The following is a 20,010-nucleotide window of genomic DNA, read 5'->3' on the forward strand; positions in this document are numbered from 1 at the left end:
GAAGGCGCAGGTGGATTATTTAAAAAAGCGGTATCCAAATCTAGTAAAGGAGAAGCACCCAGTCAGCGGGAAAACTATGAAATAATGGAGGATCTACGCGCTCTGCACGGCATTACAGACCTGTTAGCCATCGCGGGAATACCACGGTCCAGTTATTACAAATGGCGAGCCACACAGCCTCAGCGCAATGCAAGACAAGACAAGGATCATGAGATTAAGGAGCATATGATGGCCATTCATTTTGCGCATCCCGACTTCGGCTACCCTCGTATGACGACCGCCTTGTGGGAGGCAGGATACAGTGTGAATCATAAGAAAGTATGGCGATTGATGAGGGAGTTATCGATCCAATCAGTCATTCGAAAGAAGCGGAAACAGTCCAGTTATACCCCTTCTGTTGTGTATCCGAATCGTTTAAGGCGTCAATTCCATGCCACAGCGCCCCAACAAAAAATGGTGACCGATATTACATATATTTCTGACGGTACCAACTTTCATTATCTGTCCGTCATTCAAGATTTATTCAACAACGAGATAGTCGCTTGGCAATTGTCAGAACGTAACGATGTCCAGCTCGTGCTTGATACCGTTACGCAGTGGACAAGAAAAAGAGAGAAGCCGTGCTCCATTCGGATCAGGGCTTCCAATATACGTCTCAGGCGTACAACACACGATTAGAGGCATTCGGCGTAAAAGGCAGCCACTCTCGCAAAGCAACCTGCCTGGATAACGCATGCATCGAATCCTTCTTTTCGCATCTCAAAACAGAGAAGTTGTACCTTAAACAGTGTAATTCAGGAGCGGAGATCCAGCAAGCGGTGGAAGAATACATTTACTATTACAACTACCACCGCTTTCAAGCTAAATTAAAACAACGCGCACCGATTGAATATCGATGCGCGCTGGCAGCGTAGCTTTTTTCATTTGTCTACTTGACAGGGGTATGACCATTTGTAGGCTTTTTTATATTTCGGCAGCGTCGCGTTTATTCAATCCAAATAATAGGCTAAGCTTTGCAGCTCGGTTGTAAAATCCGCATGATGAACCCGAATTTCATTGGGTACCTTGATAATCATTGGCGCAAAATTCAGTATCGCTTCTACCCCGGCCTCAACGAACTGATTAGCCACATTTTGCGCTTCCGCCGCAGGTACGGTAATGATCCCGATACGAACATGAAGCGATTGGATCGTTTCCTTCAGCTCGTTCATCGGCTTGACCTTCAGATTGTTGATGGATTCGCCTACTTTAGTCTCGGAAGCGTCGAACACAGCAACAATTTTCATATTGTCCTTTAAATAAGCATTGTAATTGCACAACGCCCGGCCCAAGTTCCCCGCACCGACCAAAGCAACCGGAATCACCTTATCCAGCTTTAAAATTTGACGTATTTTTTCGATCAAATAAGCGACATCGTAACCGATTCCTTTTTTGCCGAACTCGCCGAAATAAGCTAAATCCTTGCGGATTTGCGCAGGATTCAAGTCAAGCTTCTGACCCAAATCCTGCGAGGATACCGTATGGACGCTCTTCTTGCTCAGTTCATTAAGAAACCGTAAATAAATAGGCAGTCTTCGAACCACTGCTTCGGATATTTTTAATGTTTTCATGCACCGTTTTCCCCCATCCACTGCTTAATTCTTGATACCAATTGTTTGGTTGGCATGTGTTCGATTTTGGGGCCGGGCAGCGAGTACAAAAAGTACTTCCCATAAGTCGTATCAATGACGCGAGTGTCATAAATGATAACAATGCCTTTGTCCTTGGCCGTCCGCACCAATCTTCCGAAGCCTTGCTTGAAACGGATCACCGCTTGCGGAACCGATAGCTTCATGAAAGCATTCTGATTCAGCTTTTTCAAATTTTCCGTTTTGGCTTCCACCAAGGGATGGTTAGGCGGCTGGAATGGCAGTCTGACGATAGCCAGACACGTAAGAGCATCTCCAGGTATATCTACTCCTTCCCAGAAGCTGCTCGTTCCCAACAAGACGCTTGCGGGATTATTCTGGAATAATCGGGTCAATTTGCTGCGATTACTGCTGTCGACACCCTGTCCCAATACTTGAATCCCGAACGGGCTCAGAACGTCCTTTAAAGCCGCGTGAGCAAGCTTCAGCATTCTATTGGACGTAAATAATACGAGCATCCTCCCCTTGGTCTCGAGAGCTACTTCAGCCAGAGACTGGGTCAAATGATCGACAAATTGCTTCTCCCCTGAATTTCCCCGAATACTAGGGAAATCTCTCGGTATCGCTACCAGCGCCTGCTGGCGGTAATTGAACGGAGACGGGAGCTGTACCGTCTTCAGCTTGCCGTCAGTATCTTTGATATCCAGTCCCAGCTGCTCGGCGGTATAATCGAAGGACTTGCCCACAGACAAAGTGGCTGACGTCATAATGACGCTATCCTTTACATCGAAAAATTGCTGCTGCAGCATCGGGCTGACATCGATAGGTACGCATACCAGCTGCAGCGACTTGCTCTTATTGAATTGTCCCGCTTCCAGCCAATAAACATAATTATCATCAGGCATCGTCATGAAGAAATGCAAATTATCGCGTTGACGATACAGCTCCTTGACAGCCCCGGAGATATCGGTAACTGTGCCTTGCAAATCCAGCTCCTCTTGCATTTCCTTCATTTCGGAAAGGAGCTTATCCAGCTTTTTCAATACCTCTGTCGCATTGAGATAAATGTTATCCTCATGTACAAGCAGCTTGTCCCATGCCGCCGGCGTTTCCCCTTTTTTGATCCGGTAGACAAGCTGCCCTCCTTCCGTCTGGGAAGGATCGGAGCGGACCGCCAGTAATTGGTACAGCAGCTCAGAGAGCTCATCCCAATCTTCCTTGATCTTCACTAGCTTGGGGGTGATGGCATCGATGGTTTCGCACCAGGACTGCGCTTTCTCCGAAGGCTCCCTTTGCAGACGTGCATGCAGCGTCGATAACTGTCCGCTTCGCCCGTCCTTATATAACCACCATAGAGTATTCAGGAAAGACCCGTAAAAAAGCTCAATCCCAAGATGCTTGCTGGCTACTTCTTCAAAGTGATGCGCTTCATCGATGACAAGGTGCTTGTAGCTAGGTAAGAGGCGGTTCTCCGCCTTCGTATCCGTAAATAGCATCGAGTGGTTTGTTATAATAACATCGGCGGTGTTGGCTTCATGCTTCGCACGATGATAAAAGCATTTGCGAAACCAAGGACATGCGCGGTTCAAGCAGGAATCCGAATCGCTTGCAACCGTATGCCAGAACTGCATACCCTTGTTCGCAAAATGCAGCTCTTCCTCGTCTCCGCTTTTCGTTTCACTAAGCCAAACCAGCATTTGCCCTGCATTAATCCGATCTTCTTTTCCGTTCTCGAAATCAAGAAGATTCATTTTATGCTCAAACTTGCGCAAGCACAAATAGTGGCTTCGTCCCTTCAAAACGGCGGCGCGGAATGGCACAGGAAACAAGCTGTGCAGCAAGGGAATGTCACGCTCCCGAATCTGCTCCTGCAAGTTGATCGTATGGGTACTCACCAGCACCTTTTTATCCTGCTTCAAGCCATAGTACAGGGAAGGAATCAAATATCCCAACGATTTGCCGGTTCCCGTTCCCGCCTCCACCATCAGGTGCTTCTTCTGTTCGAAAGCGGCTTCCACTTCCTCAAGCATTTTGACCTGTGCCTCGCGGTCCTCGTAGGACTCGAACCTTTGGCGGAGCAGCTGCTTTAACTGCTCATAGAACTCCGCAAAATCGTCCGGGATAACGGAAACGTCCCCTTCCTCGCGAAGCGGCTCTTCATCGCCCCAATCCTCCACATTAATGGCAAATTGGCGGTAGTACTTGGCTTCATCCGTATCGATGGGCTGGAATGCTTCCTTATACATTCTCATTTCACGGATAAACCAGCCGAAATCGGTTGCCCCTTCGTCAAAAATCATCGACAAGCGCTGAAGAACAATCAATGGAAGCTGTTGAAAGCGCTCAATACAGCGAAGCCAAATAAGGGCCGTCACTTCAGCGTCACTGTCAGCTTGATGCGGCCTTTCATGTTCTATGTTAAATGCATGGGCTACCATGGATAGCTGCAAGCTTGCCAGCGACGGGAACAGGACCCGAAGGGAATCCATTGTATCCAGCACTCTTCCGTCAAATGGAAAATAACCGTGCTCATCCAGCGCTCTTTGCAGAAATGCCAAATCAAATCCTACGTTGTGAGCGACAAGGACGGCATCCTGCAATAGCGGCACCAGCTGGCCGATGACTACATCAAGCTCGGGAGCACCCGCAACCATTTCATCATCAATACCGGTTAACGTTGTTATAGAAGAAGGTATACTTATCCCGGGATTTACGAGTGAAGTATACCTATCCGAAATATGATCATCTTGTATGATGACGAGACCCACCTGGATAATGCGATCCGTTGGTTGACTCCCGGTCGTTTCAAAATCCAAAACCGCGAATTTCATTTCCTTAATGTCAATCCCTTCATACCCACTCTTCTTATTAGAATACCAATACTATCGGGAAAAGGGAATAGTAAACTTATTCTTCAGCTATCGTTTGGGGTGCTGAACGAACTGAAGCTGTCCTTTTCTTTCATTGCACAGCCCCATATCTACCAAAGGCTGGACGCTGGAAGGATCCGTCTGAAAGGCCAAATTAAAATATTCAAACGCCTTGTCCATATTTCGGTTCTGTGCTTGAATACACCCCATAGCATTATAAGAAATCGCGCGGATTTGGTTGTTATCGGTCAACTGGGAGGTAAAGAGGAAATGATTATAGCTTTCAGCTGTATCGCCTTTACGCAGGTAGCTCATCCCCAAATAAATACGAGCCAGCGTAAAATCAGGATATTTACGAATGATTCCGGAAAATTCCCTTATAGCCTCGTCGAACATCAGCAGCTTATAAAATCCTTGGCCGCGTAAAAATTCGTCTGACCGCTTGCCGCCCAATTCCGGATCCAATACATTGGACGGTATGCTTTCTTGATGGTGCTGCTGATGAAACGAAGCCATCTTTTCTTCAAATAAAAGCCATTCTTCAATAAAGGTGTCGCTCATGGCCTTTAACACTCTAAGCTTTTCCTGGAGCTCTTTTTTTCTCGAACCTGTTGCGGTTGCGAACTGTGCTGAAATTTCGTCAAGCATTTCATTCATCGAGGCAAATAAATGTTTGAACATGTACGCATCCCACCTTCAGCTGAGCATATCCTCATTTTTTGCCCCGACAGCCCTTTTCATTCGTTACAGTACGGTGGAATGAATTTCTTCTTTAATGACGCTGATTACCTTATTATTTTCACCCATAATGGCTACTTGAGGCTTATGATTGCGCGCTTCTTCATCTGTAAGCATGACATAAGAAAGAATAATGACCGTGTCGCCCACTTGAACCAATCTTGCAGCCGCTCCATTCAAACAGATCACGCCGGAGCCTCTGGGACCAGGAATAATGTAAGTTTCCAGACGCGCTCCATTGTTGTTGTTAACAATTTGCACCTTTTCGTTCGGCAGCATGTCGAGCATATCGAGTAGATCTTCATCGATCGTAATGCTTCCTACATAATTGAGATTGGCTTCCGTAACCGTCGCACGGTGGATTTTGGATTTAAGCATTGTTCTGAACATGGATGTGACCTCCTAAGAGTTTTGCGTTAGCAAAACTTTCTTCGTAAGCATGAGCTGAGTTTCGCCCAGGCGAAACTTTCTTCGTAAGCATGTGCTGAGTTTTGCGTTAGCAAAACTTTCTTCGTAAGCATAGATTACCAGCGAATGATGGTATTATCAATGAGACGCGTTTTACCAAATTTTACGGCAAGCGCTATAATAAATTCCGGAACCGAACGCAAATCAATAACAGGCTCCAGCGTCGGGTACGCTAATATGTCGGCATAATCAATTTCTGCCAGAGGAGACTGAGCAATATGCCGTTTGACGGCATCCTGTAACTCACTTGCCTTAAGCGGACCTTGATGCCCTTTCACAAATTCCTCCGCCATCTTCAAAGCGGAAGACAACACTAGAGCTTGCTCCCGTTCTTCCGGCTGCAAATATACATTTCTCGAGCTTAAAGCAAGACCGTCTTCCTCTCTGACGATTTTGCATGGCACGATCTCCACCGGAATATTCAAATCATTAACCATCTGCTGGATAACCGCAATTTGCTGAGCATCCTTCATTCCGAAGAAGGCATAGTCCGGTTGAACGATGTTAAATAATTTAGTAACTACGGTTGCTACACCGTCAAAATGTCCCGGCCGCGAGGCTCCACATAGACGTTCTGACACGCCGCTCACAGAAACGATTGTTTTAGTCGGCTGCGGGTACATCTCTTCAACTGAAGGGAAAAATACGATATCGGTACCGGTCGCCTTGGCCACCGCCAAATCCCGCTCTTCATCCCGCGGATATCGGGCCAAATCTTCATTCGGGCCAAATTGAAGCGGGTTGACAAAAATACTCAGTACCACCAGGTCACATTGCTTACGAGCGGCTTCCAGCAGGCTTGCATGACCCTGATGTAAGTATCCCATGGTTGGGACGAATCCGACAGTGAGTTCACGACGGGATGCTCTTGCATCACGCACCGCTTGCCTCAGCTCTTTGATATGATGAATGATTTGCATAAGTAGACCTCCGTCTTATTTCTTGGACCCATATAAAAATTCCGCAACTTCATCTTCCATTTGGAAGGAGTGCTCGGCAAGCGGGAATTGGCGATGCTTAACCTCATCTACATACTGCTTGATTCCCTCCCTTATGATGCTGCCGACATTTGCGAATTCTTTGACAAACCGTTTAGGAACGATATCGGATCCATAACCCAGAGCATCATGAAATACCAATACCTGTCCATCGCAATGCGGGCCTGCACCGATGCCGATCGTTGGAATGGATATTTCGTTGCTTATATGCTCAGCCAGCTGTTCGGTGACAAGCTCCAGGACAACAGCAAAAGCGCCTGCCTGCTCCAATGCTTTGGCCTCCTCCAGCAGCTTCTGAGCCTGGGCGGAATTTTTCCCTTGAATCTTATATCCTCCGATTTGATGAATGGATTGCGGCGTCAGTCCGATATGACCCATGACAGGAATCCCTGACCGGGTGAGAACGGATACCGCCTCGGCAATTTCGACTCCGCCTTCCATCTTAACCGCTTTAGCTGCCCCTTCCTGCATAATCCGGGCGGCATTGCGAATCGTAGTATCTATGCTTCCGTGATAAGTCATAAAAGGCAAATCCGTAACGACAAAGGCGGATTGTGCTGCCCTCGCGACCGCTCTGGAGTGATAAATCATATCTTCAATAGTTACAGGAATCGTCGAATCGTAGCCGAGCACGACATTCCCTAGAGAATCCCCCACCAGAATGACATCAACCCCGGCTTCCTCCGCTAATTTGGCAGAAGGATAATCGTAAGCCGTGATCATTGAAATCGGTACGCGATCCTCTTTCATTTTTTTCAATTTTGCTGTAGTAACCGGTCTCCGCTTTTCCATGTTATCCACACCTTCCCTCAGCTTTTTGGTCGTGTTCCCTTAGTATGAACAAAAAAACCTTTTAGTCTACGGGAGCTAAAAGGTTCACATGGCAAAAAAAATCATATGATCCTTCTGTCTCGGTCCGTAAGGCTCAGAGCAGAATCCGACATATTTCAGGATACAGCTATGAAATTGTTTGATGCCATCGTTCATAACAAGTGCAATTCACAAAGGATATCGCCTTGTAGAGAACATTATACCAGACATTTCATATTTCGAATACACTTATTTGTCACAAAGAATCGTGGGTCGCCGGCGATAATTCAATATCTCCGGAATACCACAGAGTCATGCTGCCGTCAGGCAGACGAACGGATAAAGCGCCGGAATCATCGATTCCAACCGCATAGCCCACGGCTTGTCCTCTTGGCGTATGACAAGTGATCGTGCGATGCAAGGATACGCTTAGCGCCTCCCATAGCAGCTTGATGGGGCCAAAGCCTTGTTCATGATACAGATCATAGACCAGCTCCAGCTCTTTTAAAAATTGGCACAAAATCTCGGTCCGGTCCCATTTCTTGCCTGACTCTATCGCAAGAGAAGTAGCTTTTGCCCGAAGTTCGTCATCCGGATAATCTTCTTGTGTGAGATTCACGCCGATCCCTATACCGGCAACCACATAGTGCAGATTCTCATCCTCGGCACTAGACTCCAGCAAAATACCGCTTATCTTCTTCCCTTCAATTAAGAGGTCATTTGGCCATTTGATCCCGATAGGCAGTCCTGTTGACTGTCTTAATGAACGGCATAGAGCTACAGCAATAAGAAGAGTGAGCTGAGGGGTAAAATGCAGCGGGATTCGCGGCTTAAGCACCAGGCTCATCCATAGACCTTTCCCTTTGGGGGAATGCCATTTCCGGCCCAGCCTTCCCCGTCCCGCTGTCTGCAGCTCGGCAACGACGAGGGTACCTTCCTCCGCCCCTTGAGCGATTCGCTCGCGGGCCACAATCTGAGTGGAATCTACTTCGTCATAGTAAAACATCGTTCTTCCTAATACTTTGGTTTCCAACCGGTTCTGAATCGCTTGCACATCCAGCTTTTCCGGCTTGGAGGTAAGCCGGTACCCTTTTCGGGAGACAGCCTCGAACTCATATCCTTCCTGTCGCAGTCTCTCGATATGCTTCCATATGGCGGTTCGGCTGCAGTTGAGCTTCGTGCTCAGCTCCTCACCCGAGAGAAACTGCTGAGGCTGGTCCTCAAATATTCGGATTAGTTGTTCATGGATTGACATCTTTATCACGTTCCTGAAGAATAATGTTCTTTATAAATCTGCTCCGCTCTATCCAGTAGAACGTCCTTTTCATTAGCGAGGGAACCTAACGCCGCTTCCCTCAAGAGCTGCTGAAGCACGTTAGCGACCCACGGTCCTGCCGGTACAGCCATGCGGCTGATAACTTCTCCCCCGCTGATATGCAGGCCGGACAGCTTGTCTACCGGGATTTCTTCCAGCCAATGCAGTCCTTGCTGACCCAGAATACGGCCCGCAGAACCTGTCAATCCTTTGCTCTCCGAAGCCGCCGGATCAACCGTTAAAATGTGCGCCAAGGTTATCATCGCGTCCTTGCCGTATTGAATTACCGCCAGCTTCCACTGCCGTTCCAGCTCCTCAATGGAGCCAGAGCCAAGCCCACTCGCCATGAACTCCGCGGCAGCTAACGGCAGCTTGACAGCATCAACCTGCTGCTTGGAAAATGTCAGCTGACGAAGTTCTTCTTCAGCTGATTGCTGTTCAGCTTCCAATAGGAGGTAAAGATAAGCCCAGCACTCCATAGGAGCGTTCAACTGGGAGACATTGTTCAGCTTCGTCACCTTATGGATTCCAGCCAGCAGCAGCGGAATTTTCGTGTGCTGCAATAGTTGACTGGAAGCCAAAAGCTCCAATGCGAGGCTGGGCGAAGCGCCCGACATCATGCGCTCCAGCTCCATTCTGACGCGCTCCATTGCAATATGCTTTAGCAAAGGAGCATTATCCAGCAAGGCGGCCCAAGTTCGCTCTTCTATGCTTAATTGATATTCCGCCGCAAAACGAACGCAGCGCAGCATCCGAAGAGCATCCTCCTGGAACCGTTCGCCCGCTTCGCCAACGCACCGAAGTATACCGTTGCTCAGATCCTCCATACCGTGGAAGGGATCCAGCAGCCTTCCCTCGTGGTCTATGGCCATAGCATTCATAGTAAAATCTCTTCTCTGCAGGTCTTCAACCAGGCTATCTATGTACTGAACCTCCGTGGGTCTTCTGTAATTCTCATAGGCGTCTTCTTTGCGGAAGGTCGTTACTTCATAAGGCTGCCCGTCGATAACTACCGTAACCGTTCCGTGCTGGAGTCCGGTCGGAATCGTTCTTGCAAACAGCCGTTCCACGCGTTCGGGTAACGCTGATGTCGCAATATCATAGTCCTTAACCCGTCTGTTCAACTGCTTGTCACGTACGCAGCCCCCAACCAGATAAGCCTCGTATCCGTTATCCAGAAGCGTTTCAATAATCGTAAAAGCTCCTTGCTCTAGCGAATCCTTCATGCCGATCCTCCGTATTAACAATTCAGTGGCTTTTTCTTCAATTCATCCGGCAGCGGACGCTCAAGGACACGATAATAGATTTCTTCATATTGACGAGTAATAAGATCATTACAGAAGGTATAGCGCGCTCTGTGCAGACAAGCTTCCTTCATTCGCTCATACATGGCTTGATCCGTCAGCAGGCTCCTTGTGTATTGAGCCATTTGCTCGACATCACCGATATTCGCCAAGAAACCGGTTTCTCCATGAGTGATCAGCTCCGGAATGCCTCCGGCATTGGAAGCAACAGTAGGAACTCCGCATGCCATCGCTTCCAGAGCCACGAGGCCGAAGCTTTCCTTCTCCGAAGGCAGCAGCATGACATCGCTGAGAGACAGCAATTGGGCTACGTCATCTTGCTTTCCACAGAACGAAACCCGGTCCAATAATCCGCGTTCCTTGACTTGGCACAGCACCTTGGATAGCTCCGGTCCCTCGCCGACAAACAAAAGTCTGGACGGTACGTCTTTGCTGACGCGGTCGAAAATGTCCACAACATCGGTAACCCGCTTGACAGGCCGGAAATTAGAAATATGAATTAATATTTTTTCATCAGGATGGGCAAATTCCTTGCGCAGAGCAGCAACATCCCGAGGATAATATACTCTTTTATCAACAAAATTATAGGCCAGATCAATCGGCTTCTCAATCGATAACAGCTTTCGGGTTTCTTGTATCAAATCCTGCGATACGGCCGTAACCGCATCACTTCGATTGATCGCATATCGGATCAGATCACTTAATGATTCGTCCTGGGCTAATACGGTAATATCCGTTCCATGCAGCGTCGTCACAACCTTAATCCGGTCATTGACCATCTGCTTGGCGAGCAGAGCGCATACCGCGTGAGGAATCGCATAATGAACATGAAGCAGATCCAATTCCTGATGCTGGATCACCTGAGCCAGCTTGCTGGCCAGAGACAGATCATACGGAGGATATTTAAATACATAATAATCATTAACTTCCACTTCATGATAAAATATATTTTTATCGAACTTTCCTAGACGGAAAGGCATGCTATGCGTAATAAAATGAACCTCATGACCTTTTTCGGCAAGCAGCTTGCCGAGCTCAGTCGCAACAACACCTGAACCGCCCAGCGTAGGATAACAGGTGATGCCAATTTTTAACCGTTCCTTCACACGGCTTCCTCCCTTGCCTTTTCGTATTAAAATAAGTCAACCATATAAGGTAACTTAGTGATGAAGCCTTCTGCATAAGGGATCATTTTCTTTTGACCTAACATTCGGTCCTTGGCTTCCACTCTCTCCAGATAGCCCTGATTTAGCGGAGTTTGCACAAAATCATTGTTCGCGCCCACCGCTTCGAATTGAGTCCGGTAAGCCTTTAGCGCTTCCATCTTATTCTCATGGCAATCTGAAATATCGACCAGAAGATCGGACTCGGCGACATCGTTGATAAAATAAAAATACAATTGGTCTACTGTATGCGACGGCGTATCCGGTTCATACCTGCGAAGCTTGGCATTAAATACCGCTTCTTGTACCAGCTTGCTGCAGGCTATATGGTCCGGGTGCCGATCCTCCCAATACGGGGCAAATACGATTTTGGGCTTGTACTTGCGAATTTCTCTCGTAATCGCGGCTATCGGCTCAGGTCCGATCCATAACCCGCGGTCTGGCAATCCCAGATTGCTCCGCACAGATAGCTTCAAGATCTCGGAAGCCTTGGCCGCTTCCTGCTGCCGAATCTCTACGGTACCATTCGAAGACATCTCGGCATAACTCAAATCGCATATTCCTACACGATAGCCTGCCGCCGTGTGCTTATAAATCGTTCCGCCCATTCCGATCTCCGCATCGTCGGGATGCGCGCCAAAGATAAGAATATCCAGTGTCTCGGTCATTCGTCGATACCCGGCTTATATTTATGTACCAGCTCTCTCCAGGCAAAATCGCCGCGATCAAGCGCCTTTACCAAAATTTCCGCAGTCGCAATATTGGTTGCTACCGGGATTCCTTGTACGTCGCATAGACGAAGCAATGCAATAATATCGGGCTCGTGAGGCTGTGCCATTAACGGATCCCGCAAGAAAATGATCAGATCCATCTCATTGGTTGCGACCATGGCTCCAATCTGCTGGTCTCCCCCAAGAGGACCTGACATGAAACGATGCACCTGCAATTGCGTATTTTCCATAATACGTGTACCTGTAGTCCCAGTAGCGAATAATTCATGATGTGAGAATACAGTCTCGTACGCTGTTACGAAGTTTACCATCTCTTCTTTTTTTCTATCGTGTGCGATCAACGCAATTTTTAAAGACATTGTCTACCTGCTCCTTCGCATTACTTACAAAACAAGGACATAGAACCCCTAATCGCGGATTCCAAAGTCCTTAGTCCGTTAAAGTTTAATCTATAAAATGTTCAAAGCCGTACACCATACCTGTAAATTCCATAACCTTTTTAACGGCTACATTGACGCCAGGCATGTAACCGGCACGATCGTAAGAATCATGACGAATTTTCAATGTTTGTCCGAAGGCTCCGAATATAACCTCCTGCTGAGCGAATACACCTGGCAGGCGCACGCTATGTATTCTGAACCCATTGTATAATCCGCCGCGCGAACCTTCAATAGTTTCTTCCTCATTCGGATTGCCTTGGCGCAGCTCTTGGCGATTTTGCGAAATAAGCTCTGCCGTTTTGACAGCCGTGCCCGATGGAGCATCCAGCTTTTGGTCGCCATGATACTCAATTATTTCCAAGTGAGGCATATATTTTGCAGCTTGAGCAGCAAATTTCATCATTAATATAGCGCCGATGGAGAAATTCGGAGCAATAATGCCACCGATGCCCTGCTGCTTGCATTGCTCGTCCAAGTTTTCAATATCCTGCGGAGTGAAACCGGTGGTTCCCATGACAGGACGGACCTTGTGGCGGATAGCCAATGCTGTATGCTGAAATGCCGACTGCGGCGTTGTGAAATCAACCAGCACGTCCGGCTTGCCCTCAACTAAAGCCATCTCCAGGTCATTGCTCATCAGAATGCCGCAAGGGTCCAGGCCTACTAGGCGACCCGCATCCAGCTTGGGATCGGACGAACGGCTGACTGCCGCTACCAATTCCAGCTCCGGATCCTGCAATACCATCTTCACTACCTCGCGGCCCATTCTTCCGCTAGCACCCGCTACCGCCACTCGAATTCGACTCATATCTTTCTCTTTCCTTTCATTCACCCATAATAAGTTGCCGCTATGATTTCATATATTGCTTCAATTGTTGTCTGTACTGCTCCAGCAGTTCAATTCCCATTTCATGCTGCGGATCCAGCTTCAATAGCTCTCTTATGGCCTGAATGGCCAAGCTGTACTCCTTCACATGCGAATAGGCAATCCCCAGCATCAAATACGCTTCTGAGGACAAGGAATCCAAAGCCACAGCCTGCTTTAACAAAGCGATGGCTATCCAGGCTTTATCTTCGGAATCATCAATATATAGCTCCGCTTTCTGAACGATCTCCTTGGCCTTTAAATGCTGAAGGTGGTAATGATAGTGCTCCTCCTCAGGGTCCAATCGGATTGCCTGTTCGGCATGCTCGATCGCTTTACTTAACTTGTTGCTTCTGGCATAAGTAATAGACAATCTATAATGATAAGAGGCGTTGTCAGGCTCCAATGCTATCGCCTGATCAAACCATTCCATTGCCAGTTCAAAGTCATGGTTTAGAATGGCTTCGTACGCTTTCTTGATCAGCTCTTTTCCGTTCAACTGCCCCACCCTCCTTTATGAAAAAGGTGATGGTACAGCATATGACCCTTACTCGTTATCGGTGTTTATTTTCGTCCATCGGTTCGCATCCCGGGTCTGAAATTTATGCATGATCTTATCATGTGCCTCTGTCAGATCAATGCCAAGAGAATTCGCGAAGCAGATGGTTATAAACAAAATATCTCCAAGCTCCAATTCAATGGAATTATCCTCTTCTGACGCCTTTTTGGGCTTTTCACCGAATTGGTGATTCACCTCACGGGCCAGCTCGCCTACTTCTTCCGTCATACGTGCAAGCATGGAGAGAGGGCTGAAATATCCTTCTTTAAATTGCGATATGTAGCGGTCCACTTCCTGCTGCAGCTCTTTCAACGAACGTTCTGCCATTTTGTCATCCTCACCAGCCTTGTCCATAACTATATCCATACCATACTACATATTGATTCCAATTACCATGTTATCGCAAACATCTAGGGATGACAAATTTTTTTTTGCCAAAAGATAAGGTATACTAGATAAAATCTTGCAGCAGAAGAAGGCACTTATCGATCATTTTATGCCAGGGAGGCTATGTTTTTATGGTATCCGAAAACCTGATTCAGAGGGCAAAAAGCTTCTTGCCTATCATGCTGGGTACAGCCATTTATGCGTTCGGCTTGCATTATTTTGTCATTTCCAACGAATTGATGGAAGGTGGAATCACAGGCATTGCACTGCTGCTAAACTATATCTTTCACTTCCCGCCTTCTGTGACGACGCTGGTCATTAACATCCCCTTATTTTATGTTGGACTTAAGGTGCTCGGCAAGCAGACCATGATCAATACGATCGTCGGAACGGTCTCCCTTTCCTTTTTTCTATGGATTATGGAACAGCTGATTCACAGCGGGTGGCTCGTTCCTTTTCGGTCTGAGCACGATTACTTTCTGGCTACAGCTTACGCAGGGGTAACCTTGGGAGTTGGATTAGGCTTGGTGTTTCGGAACGGGGGTACAACAGGAGGGTCGGATATTATAGCGACCATCGGTAAAAGGTACTTGGGCTGGAGCATGGGCCAAGTGGTGCTTGCCTTTGATTGTCTTGTCATCGGCTCGTCCTTCTTCTTCATTCCGAAAGAAAAAATCTTATACACCTTTGTGGTTGTTTTTATTACATCCAAAGTTATCGACATCATTATTGAGGGAGCTTACGCGGCAAGAGCATTTACTATCATAACCGATCAAGCGGAGGAAATTGCCGCCAAAATAACAGAAACCATGGATCGTGGGGCAACCTTGATTCCGGCAGTAGGAGCTTTCTCCAAAACACATAAGCATATGGTTTACTGCGTGGTGTACCGTCAAGAAATGAAAAAGCTTAAAGACCTCGCCCGTTCCATCGATCCTCGCGCTTTTATCATCATTAACGAGGTTCACGACGTAGTCGGTGAAGGCTTTAAGCCGGAGTAACGTTTATCTCTCTTCCTTTCTTCTGACAAGAACCATACCGTTGTCTTTTTTAGACAACCGCCAGCCTGCAAAGCCGAGGGCGGCCATAATGACAGAAGCCATGACAAAAGTCCATAATATCGGGTTTTTATCGTCCACTACCGGGAGGAACGCGGTCGTATCCTTCTTCAAAAACAGCTTGTCTATGATTTGATGAATGGCCGGCAGCAAATTCACTATCGGTTGGTACGGGGATTGCTCCGTCTTAATCTGTCCTGCAACAAACGTTACCAGGGAATCCAGCTTCTCTACATCAGTCGGATCCCGGCTAATGAGAAGGCTTGGATGAATGATGGAAATATGCCGTTCAAAGCTTCCGACGTCTTTTTTGAAGTCGGCCAGCTTCTCGCTTTTTGCTGCCTGCTCGATTCCATTCAGATCTTCCTTCAGCAGCTTGTAATACTGAAGCCACATCGGCTGCTCAGGATGTGACAGAGCATCTGCAGCCAACCGGATTTGTGCAGCTGCGACGACGCCTTCATCAGAAGAATAGCGGGTAGAGTTCAATAATCGTTTCCCTTGAGCGACGGCTTCGGTTAAGGCATTCAGCCCTTCTAGCGTCGTTAAACCTTCATAGCGAATAGTTGTCACCAAGTCGCTAACTTGCTGAATAACCGTACGGCCTCCCGTTATATCCCCCTGCATAACCTTTTTGTACATTTCATCTACTGTTTGATTAAGCAGATCAACCCTCTCCAGCTGTTCTGTGGAAGGCTTAGGTTCGATAGACTCCTGCTTTGGCTTGTCCGTTTGCAGACATCCTGCCAGCAGCTGAATACATAAGAGCATAACCAGCATGAGGCCAATGCCTTTCCATGCACGATTAAACAACATTGGACATCCCTCCTACCATCATCCTATGGAGGGATGTCCACATTTAGACCTCTCGTTTAGCTAAAACTTGTCTTATCTTATAGATAATGAACGCAACAATGATACTAACGAAGCTTAATTCAATTGTAAATGAGGCAACGGCAGGAAGATCGTCCATCAGGGTTTCAGGCAGCCAAGGAAATACACCTTCAACATAGTCCATATAGTCATTGCTCAGTGCCCAAATGCCCACAAGCAGGATCGGCCAAACACGATATGTATACAATCTCAAGTATAACAACGCCTCGGCAGCCATTCCAAGATGGGATATCGTCAGCATCCAATCCTGCCAGCTGACTTCACTGCCCTGGTACACCCCTGCCCAGATCATAGTGACAGCCCATATTCCATATTTAAAGGAAGTAATGACTGCAAACGCTTCTACAAAGCTTCGGAATGCACTCTGCTTAGGTTCAGCTATCCTTCCCTTATAGGAATCCACAAGAAGATAGACGAGAGTTCCCGTAAAGAACAAGCTTGCAGTCGGGCTATCCGGGACAAAAGGAAGGTAAGCTGCGGACATATTCTCTATTGTATATTCCATTTGCTTCCAGTACCATTCGTAGCCGTAAATCGTACCCAGAAAGTTGATCCAGAACAACGACCAAAGCATAAATCGGCTTCCCAGGAAAGCCTTGGAAAAATAGGTTCGAAGCGACATGCTAAGCATTGGGTTACCTCCCGCACATATGCATTGCTTTTATTTAATATTGAGGTCATTTAATTAGAGAAGTTGAACCTACTTATGCCGTAAAAAGACCTGACCGCAAGCAACGGTCAGGTCTCTAAACTATTCTTTCTTCTGCTTAGCCAACCATTCAGCCACCTTGTTGATGTCTGCGTCAGTCAAGCCTTTTTTGATATTTTCATCATATTGTGCGGACATGTTGCCTTGCCCTTTTTTAATGATGTTCATGATCTCTTCTTGGCTGTGCTTATCTCCGACACCGCGCAATGCAGGGATTCCGGAAGAAGGCATCCCTTTCAATTCGCCGCCATGACAAGCTACGCAAGTCGCCTTCTTGTACAGCTCAGCGCCAGGATCATCAGGAGCAACGATAGCAGCCGCTGCTGCAGGCTTCTTAGCTCCGCCTCCGCCGCTTTCCCCTTTGCCGGCATGCAGTTCTTCTTCACGCTTAATGTGCTCAGGAACCATATTCTTGTCCTTCATTTCATGCTCATAGTGCGTCCAAGAAACAACCGTCAAATAAGTACAAGCGATAAGAGTTAAGAACATCAACGTTGAAGCGATCGGACGTTTGTAGAAGCGTCTTTCTTTTCCTGTATCCAGGAAAGGAGCAACCATCAAACCGCCGAACATGATGGCTGGAACGATCAACGTACCGAATACGACGAATTGATCCGAAGTATACGGATATTTCAACAGTTGGTACATAAACAGGAAGTACCAGTCAGGCATCGGGATAAATTGCGTATTGGTCGGATCCGCAGGATATCCGAGCGGAGCCGGATCAGACACAACTAACACCAAGATCCCAACAAGTACAACGACCCCAACCATCCATTCTTTTAACAAGAAGTTCGGGATGAACACCTCGGATTTCCCAGGGAAGGCCGAGTAATCCGGTTGACTCATTGAGGAAGATTTAGCGCGAACGCGCGAATCTCCTACATAAACGATTTTTTCGTCAGACTTATGGCCGTGTGCCAATTTCGCCCCTCCTTACTTACTTCTTTTTGTGTCAGAAAGCTGGGTCGGCTCTGGCGGAGCGTTAGACAGCTCTCTGCACGCAAGAACAATCACCGTGACAGCACAAGCGACCGACCATAGCGGACGATCTTATGTACTGCGATATCTCATTAAAGCGGACCGGAAATCCCTTGCTTACGAATCATAAAGAAGTGTCCCGCCAACAATGCCAACAGCACGCCTGGCAAGAAGAACACGTGCAATGCAAAGAATCTAGTCAGGGTCTGCGCTCCGACAATCTCTCCACCTTGCAGGAAGGTTTTGATGTAATCGCCGATATAAGGTGCAGAAGCGGCAATTTTGATACCTACTTGTGTTGCGAAGTATGCTTTGTTATCCCAAGGCAGGAGGTATCCTGTGAAACCAAGACCCAGCATAACGAAGAAGATAAGCACACCGACAACCCAGTTCATTTCGCGTGGGGCTTTATAGGAGCCTGTGAAGAACACGCGAAGCGTATGTAAGAACATCATTACGATAACCAAACTCGCTCCCCAGTGGTGCATACCGCGTACAATAACGCCGAATGCTACTTTATGCTGGAGATAGTCAACACTCGCGTAAGCGTTGATAATATCCGGTACGTAATACATCGTCAAGAACATCCCGGACAAAATTTGAATAACCGTAATAAAAAACGTCAATCCACCGAAGCAATAAACAAATGCGGAAAAATGGTGTGCCGGGTTAACGTGTTCAGGAACCTCGTGATCGGCAACATCTCTCCACATCGGCGTGATATCAAGACGTTCATCAATCCAGTTATACATAGCTTTAAACATCCGATGTTACGCCTCCTTATTTCACCCTTTTGTTAGGACCAAGTTGTCCTAAATAAACAAAGCCGTTCTCAACCTTCAGATCGTATTGGTCCAAAGGCAATGGCGCAACAGCAAGGTTTTTACCGTCTACTGTATAGTGTGCGCCGTGGCATGGACAAAAGTACTGGTCCTTAAACTCCGGATTTGCATTCCAGTTAACCGTACATCCAAGATGCTTACAGGTTGGATTCAATGCGAAGATATTGCCATCTTTATCCTTCGCAATCCAAGCTTCCAGCTCAACGTCGCTCTCATACCAGCCGTCAATCTGATGCACTTTAAATTTGAAGGATTTAGGTTCGCTTGCAATCTTTGATTCTTCAACTACTTTAACCCAAGCAGCTTGTGTTTTCGGTTGAAGTACCGGATCGACAGCAAATCGTAGCATAGGAACAATCATTCCGGCGCCCATGAAAGCTGAAGCACCACCAAGGGTATAGGACAGGAACTGTCTGCGGGACATCTCGCGACGTTTCACTGGTCTCTCTCCCTGATGCTGCGCATCATGGCTATTGTGCTCACTCATTCTCGTTCTACCCCCTTTTGCAACATATATCACGTCGTTCGACATAACTTTACACCACATACTAGGACATTACTAATAATAGCTTACGACTCTAGGTGCGTCAAGAATGTCAACTTCCATTTCGAGCCATCAATTCTTGTCCCAGTAGTAACATTTAACGAAATTGTCACATCTGTTCACAAAGAAATTTTTCTTTGTCCCGTTACTTAGAATTAGCAAAAATGTAACCAATCATACACTATGTGCAGCCCTTACTTCTGCGCCCATAAACTTTGCAGCTGCGAGGCAATGTTCTGTTTCACTTCCGCCGAAGATTCGCCAAATTGATCCGGAGTAAGTATAAATGCCAAATCAAATGCTTCCCCGCTCTCGGGCAGTTGAATCTCGTTCGAGGCCGATACGAGAATCAAGTAAGGAAAGCTTTGCTTTAACCTTTCACAGACGTTTATAAGAAGCTGTTTACCTTCTTCTCCTTCTATATAATGAAAAGCGGGATAGGTCAACACGCGCCCCTTGTACGGAATCTCAAAGCAATCCAGCGCATCCCTCAGCTTTTCCAGCGCCTGGGTCGCCTCCCAAGGCTGCTCACTGCCTGTCAGACCGGTTACTGGAAGCAGACACGTATCCACATAGGGGCGCAGTTCTTCCCAAGATGCACTTTCCACATCGCTAAACTTCATTCCATTCGCCTCCGCGTTCAATTAGTTCCAACTCACCATAACACAAAAAAAAGACATATGAATCATCTTCACATGCCTTTCAA

At 47.1% G+C, this 20,010-nt stretch carries 23 protein-coding genes; 3 read left to right on the forward strand and 20 right to left on the reverse strand.

Annotated elements, in window-relative coordinates; genetic code table 11:
- Together ABEA66_RS10920 and ABEA66_RS36315 are read left to right on the forward strand one after the other, a co-directional pair.
- A partial coding sequence (locus ABEA66_RS10920; RefSeq protein WP_345587577.1) for an IS3 family transposase occupies positions 1-678 on the forward strand: 678 nt, incomplete at its 5' end.
- Positions 621-914, forward strand: a complete 294-nt coding sequence (locus ABEA66_RS36315) for an IS3 family transposase (RefSeq protein ID WP_377768326.1) — start codon at positions 621-623, stop codon at positions 912-914. The genes ABEA66_RS10920 and ABEA66_RS36315, both read left to right, overlap by 58 nt.
- Positions 915-989: 75 nt before the next feature.
- On the opposite strand, the gene ABEA66_RS10925 is transcribed toward ABEA66_RS36315, so the two are convergent.
- The 14 genes from ABEA66_RS10925 to ABEA66_RS10990 all read right to left on the reverse strand — a co-directional run bounded on the left by ABEA66_RS10925 (position 990) and on the right by ABEA66_RS10990 (position 14,216).
- Positions 990-1,610: a redox-sensing transcriptional repressor Rex gene (locus ABEA66_RS10925; protein ID WP_079910649.1), complete on the reverse strand. Its 621-nt coding sequence runs from the start codon at positions 1,608-1,610 to the stop codon at positions 990-992.
- On the reverse strand, positions 1,607-4,459 hold the full coding sequence (gene dinG / locus ABEA66_RS10930; RefSeq protein WP_345587578.1) for an ATP-dependent DNA helicase DinG: 2,853 nt from the start codon (positions 4,457-4,459) through the stop codon (positions 1,607-1,609). Before dinG ends, ABEA66_RS10925 begins: the two co-directional genes overlap by 4 nt.
- Before the next feature lie 87 nt (positions 4,460-4,546).
- Positions 4,547-5,179: a tetratricopeptide repeat protein gene (locus tag ABEA66_RS10935; protein ID WP_079910651.1), complete on the reverse strand. Its 633-nt coding sequence runs from the start codon at positions 5,177-5,179 to the stop codon at positions 4,547-4,549.
- A gap of 63 nt (positions 5,180-5,242) precedes the next feature.
- Positions 5,243-5,626, reverse strand: coding sequence for an aspartate 1-decarboxylase (gene panD / locus ABEA66_RS10940; protein WP_079910652.1), 384 nt, complete (start codon positions 5,624-5,626; stop codon positions 5,243-5,245).
- Positions 5,627-5,760: 134 nt separating this feature from the next.
- Positions 5,761-6,624 (reverse strand): pantoate--beta-alanine ligase, encoded by an 864-nt coding sequence (gene panC, locus ABEA66_RS10945; RefSeq protein ID WP_345587580.1) that lies wholly within the window; start codon positions 6,622-6,624, stop codon positions 5,761-5,763.
- Between the two features lie 15 nt (positions 6,625-6,639).
- Positions 6,640-7,494 carry a 3-methyl-2-oxobutanoate hydroxymethyltransferase gene (panB, locus tag ABEA66_RS10950; RefSeq protein ID WP_345587581.1) on the reverse strand — a complete coding sequence of 285 codons (855 nt, stop codon included), beginning with the start codon at positions 7,492-7,494 and terminating at the stop codon, positions 6,640-6,642.
- A gap of 274 nt (positions 7,495-7,768) precedes the next feature.
- Positions 7,769-8,767, reverse strand: coding sequence for a biotin--[acetyl-CoA-carboxylase] ligase (locus ABEA66_RS10955; protein ID WP_345587582.1), 999 nt, complete (start codon positions 8,765-8,767; stop codon positions 7,769-7,771).
- Between the two features lie 5 nt (positions 8,768-8,772).
- Positions 8,773-10,053, reverse strand: a complete 1,281-nt coding sequence (locus ABEA66_RS10960) for a CCA tRNA nucleotidyltransferase (RefSeq protein WP_345587584.1) — start codon at positions 10,051-10,053, stop codon at positions 8,773-8,775.
- A gap of 14 nt (positions 10,054-10,067) precedes the next feature.
- On the reverse strand, positions 10,068-11,237 hold the full coding sequence (gene bshA / locus ABEA66_RS10965; protein WP_345587585.1) for an N-acetyl-alpha-D-glucosaminyl L-malate synthase BshA: 1,170 nt from the start codon (positions 11,235-11,237) through the stop codon (positions 10,068-10,070).
- A gap of 26 nt (positions 11,238-11,263) precedes the next feature.
- Positions 11,264-11,962, reverse strand: a complete 699-nt coding sequence (bshB1, locus tag ABEA66_RS10970) for a bacillithiol biosynthesis deacetylase BshB1 (protein ID WP_345587586.1) — start codon at positions 11,960-11,962, stop codon at positions 11,264-11,266.
- Positions 11,959-12,384 carry a methylglyoxal synthase gene (gene mgsA / locus ABEA66_RS10975; RefSeq protein ID WP_079910658.1) on the reverse strand — a complete coding sequence of 142 codons (426 nt, stop codon included), beginning with the start codon at positions 12,382-12,384 and terminating at the stop codon, positions 11,959-11,961. Before mgsA ends, bshB1 begins: the two co-directional genes overlap by 4 nt.
- An 85-nt stretch (positions 12,385-12,469) precedes the next feature.
- Entirely contained in the window at positions 12,470-13,273 is an 804-nt protein-coding gene (dapB, locus tag ABEA66_RS10980; RefSeq protein ID WP_345587587.1) for a 4-hydroxy-tetrahydrodipicolinate reductase, read from the reverse strand.
- 40 nt (positions 13,274-13,313) lie between these two features.
- Complete coding sequence (locus tag ABEA66_RS10985) at positions 13,314-13,838, reverse strand: tetratricopeptide repeat protein (RefSeq protein WP_345587588.1); 525 nt, start codon at positions 13,836-13,838, stop codon at positions 13,314-13,316.
- Positions 13,839-13,877: 39 nt separating this feature from the next.
- Complete coding sequence (locus tag ABEA66_RS10990; protein WP_079910661.1) at positions 13,878-14,216, reverse strand: nucleotide pyrophosphohydrolase; 339 nt, start codon at positions 14,214-14,216, stop codon at positions 13,878-13,880.
- A gap of 191 nt (positions 14,217-14,407) precedes the next feature.
- Between ABEA66_RS10990 and ABEA66_RS10995 the strand changes: the two genes are divergently transcribed.
- The gene (locus tag ABEA66_RS10995; protein WP_079910662.1) at positions 14,408-15,277 is read left to right on the forward strand and encodes a YitT family protein; all 870 of its coding nucleotides are present in this window, start codon (positions 14,408-14,410) and stop codon (positions 15,275-15,277) included.
- A 3-nt stretch (positions 15,278-15,280) separates the two neighbouring features.
- Here ABEA66_RS10995 and ABEA66_RS11000 read toward each other — a convergent pair whose 3' ends face one another.
- From ABEA66_RS11000 to ABEA66_RS11025, 6 genes are all read right to left on the reverse strand, one after another.
- Positions 15,281-16,150: a sporulation protein YpjB gene (locus tag ABEA66_RS11000; protein ID WP_345587589.1), complete on the reverse strand. Its 870-nt coding sequence runs from the start codon at positions 16,148-16,150 to the stop codon at positions 15,281-15,283.
- 43 nt (positions 16,151-16,193) lie between these two features.
- On the reverse strand, positions 16,194-16,859 hold the full coding sequence (locus tag ABEA66_RS11005) for a DUF1405 domain-containing protein (protein ID WP_306293522.1): 666 nt from the start codon (positions 16,857-16,859) through the stop codon (positions 16,194-16,196).
- Positions 16,860-16,979: 120 nt separating this feature from the next.
- Positions 16,980-17,861 (reverse strand): menaquinol-cytochrome c reductase cytochrome b/c subunit, encoded by an 882-nt coding sequence (locus ABEA66_RS11010; protein ID WP_345587590.1) that lies wholly within the window; start codon positions 17,859-17,861, stop codon positions 16,980-16,982.
- A gap of 149 nt (positions 17,862-18,010) precedes the next feature.
- Positions 18,011-18,682, reverse strand: a complete 672-nt coding sequence (gene qcrB / locus ABEA66_RS11015; RefSeq protein WP_079910665.1) for a menaquinol-cytochrome c reductase cytochrome b subunit — start codon at positions 18,680-18,682, stop codon at positions 18,011-18,013.
- A 16-nt stretch (positions 18,683-18,698) separates the two neighbouring features.
- A complete protein-coding gene (locus ABEA66_RS11020) occupies positions 18,699-19,247 on the reverse strand; it encodes a Rieske (2Fe-2S) protein (RefSeq protein ID WP_079910666.1) in 549 nt (182 codons plus the stop codon).
- 251 nt (positions 19,248-19,498) lie between these two features.
- Positions 19,499-19,927 (reverse strand): DUF2487 family protein, encoded by a 429-nt coding sequence (locus tag ABEA66_RS11025; protein ID WP_345587592.1) that lies wholly within the window; start codon positions 19,925-19,927, stop codon positions 19,499-19,501.
- Between the last annotated feature and the right edge of the window lie 83 nt (positions 19,928-20,010).

It is taken from the genome of Paenibacillus vulneris, assembly GCF_039543185.1.
Lineage (GTDB): Bacteria > Bacillota > Bacilli > Paenibacillales > NBRC-103111 > Paenibacillus_S > Paenibacillus_S vulneris.